Origin of the sequence: Actinophytocola sp., assembly GCF_036002505.1 — a bacterium.
GTDB lineage: Bacteria > Actinomycetota > Actinomycetes > Mycobacteriales > Pseudonocardiaceae > DASYTH01.
The window spans coordinates 1-1,541 of sequence record NZ_DASYTH010000263.1 but is presented as its reverse complement, the minus strand read 5'-3'; the positions used below and the strand labels follow the sequence as shown (position 1 = coordinate 1,541).

The 1,541-nt window shown below is 69.2% G+C and carries 3 protein-coding genes; 1 reads left to right on the top strand and 2 read right to left on the bottom strand.

Annotation, left to right across the window (positions count from 1 at the left end):
- The coding region (locus tag VGR06_RS43985) for a multicopper oxidase domain-containing protein (protein ID WP_414637316.1) at positions 1-108 on the top strand (108 nt) is incomplete at its 5' end.
- A 321-nt stretch (positions 109-429) separates the two neighbouring features.
- Here the strand turns inward: VGR06_RS43985 and VGR06_RS23205 are convergent.
- Both VGR06_RS23205 and VGR06_RS23200 read right to left on the bottom strand, forming a co-directional pair.
- The gene (locus VGR06_RS23205; RefSeq protein ID WP_327561215.1) at positions 430-684 is read right to left on the bottom strand and encodes a YciI family protein; all 255 of its coding nucleotides are present in this window, start codon (positions 682-684) and stop codon (positions 430-432) included.
- Positions 685-731: 47 nt separating this feature from the next.
- Positions 732-1,061 carry a hypothetical protein gene (locus VGR06_RS23200; RefSeq protein ID WP_327561214.1) on the bottom strand — a complete coding sequence of 110 codons (330 nt, stop codon included), beginning with the start codon at positions 1,059-1,061 and terminating at the stop codon, positions 732-734.
- Positions 1,062-1,541: the final 480 nt, after the last annotated feature.

Here is a 1,541-nt window from a genome sequence, read left to right as displayed (position 1 = left end):
AACCCGGGCCAGTTCGTCTGGCACTGCCACATCGTCGAGCACGAGGACAACGAGATGATGCGGCCCTACCGGATCGGGCCGCCGCAGCCCGGCCAGCCGGCCGGGTAGCCGGGAACGGAGGGCAGCGAGTCACAAGTCACGCTGCGAGGAACGAATGCTTGCCGAAGCCTGCCGCTCGACCCACGATCGAGAACTCCTGGAGGGTGGAGAGCTCGTGGGGGCAGATCCAGCCGGTCTTCCGCGTACCGGCCACGCAGACACACCATCTAGACAAACCCGCACTATCGGGTGTGACTGCGCCTGGCCTTTCCCGCCGCGGCCGGGGACGCGGCGGGAGAGTCTGCGCGACTCGCCGCCTTCGAGTCTGTCGCGAGGGGAAGCTGGTCGCCGCAGCGCGGCGCCGCACCGCGACCGGTGGTGCCGGAGGGCTCAGTCAAGCAGCCATTGCTTCACCCAATGGCGCTCGAGCAGGCCCTCCGAGAAGAACGGGTCGTCGGCGACGAGCCGCTCGGCCGCTACCCCGGACTCGGTCTGGAAGGTGATCAACCCTCCCGACCTGTCCGCGAAGGGTCCCCCCTGGTAGTCACGCAGCCCCAACTGCCGCCAGTACGCAGCATGCTGTGGCGCGGTCGCTCGCACGCGGTCGGGCGCGTCCTTCATGAGGTAGAAGTACAGAAACCGCATCCATCCCCCAGGTCGCTCGGCGCGTGCGTCATTGTTCGGCGCCGCCTTCAGGTCGCGTACTCGCTGCGGCGGTAGCCCATCAGGCCCAGCATGGCCGCGATCGTCGCGATGCAGTAGCCCCCGCATTGCGCACTGCTGGTCACGTTGAACCACACCAAGCACAGGAACGGGATCACGGGCACGGCCATCGCCGCGGCCATCTCGGCGGAGCTGCGCCATCCGTGGCCCCGCAGGCGCATCCAGGCGACCATCGGCACGCTCATGCCGGCCGCCACGACGAGCAAGGACTGCACCGGGTACTGGACGGTCGCCTCGTCCCACGTTACCTGCACGATGGTCAGGAAGATGGCGGCGGCGGCGATCATCCCGGCCGCCATGACCGCGAACATCTCCCCGAAGTGCCGCCAGAAGCGCGAGCTGTGTGGCTTGTGACGGACCTTGGGCGCGGTCGCCTAGGTAGGGCTTGCCTGTTGGTGCGGGTCGTGGCCGGAGGCGCGATCTGCTGTGGGAGCACGGGTTGCGGTCATGACGCCACCCCTCCTGGTTCGGCTGCAACCGCTGTATCCCAGTTGCCGCACCCACGGCAGGGTCGAAGGTCCCTTTCGATGCTGGGACTGCCCTGCTGTCGCCAGGCGACGTTCGGGCCCAGCCGGTGGGCCGCCCAACCGGTCCGGCAGGCCGCGTAGCATGCACCCGTGACCCTGTCCGACCGGCTCGCCCGGTTCAACCGTCGGCTGTTCAACCCCGCCGTCCGGATCTTCGCCGGCCGACGAAGCTCTCCGGTGGCGGTCGTGGAGCACCGCGGACGCCGGTCGGGCCGTCGCTACCGGACCCCGGTGCTCGCCTTCCGCCTGGAC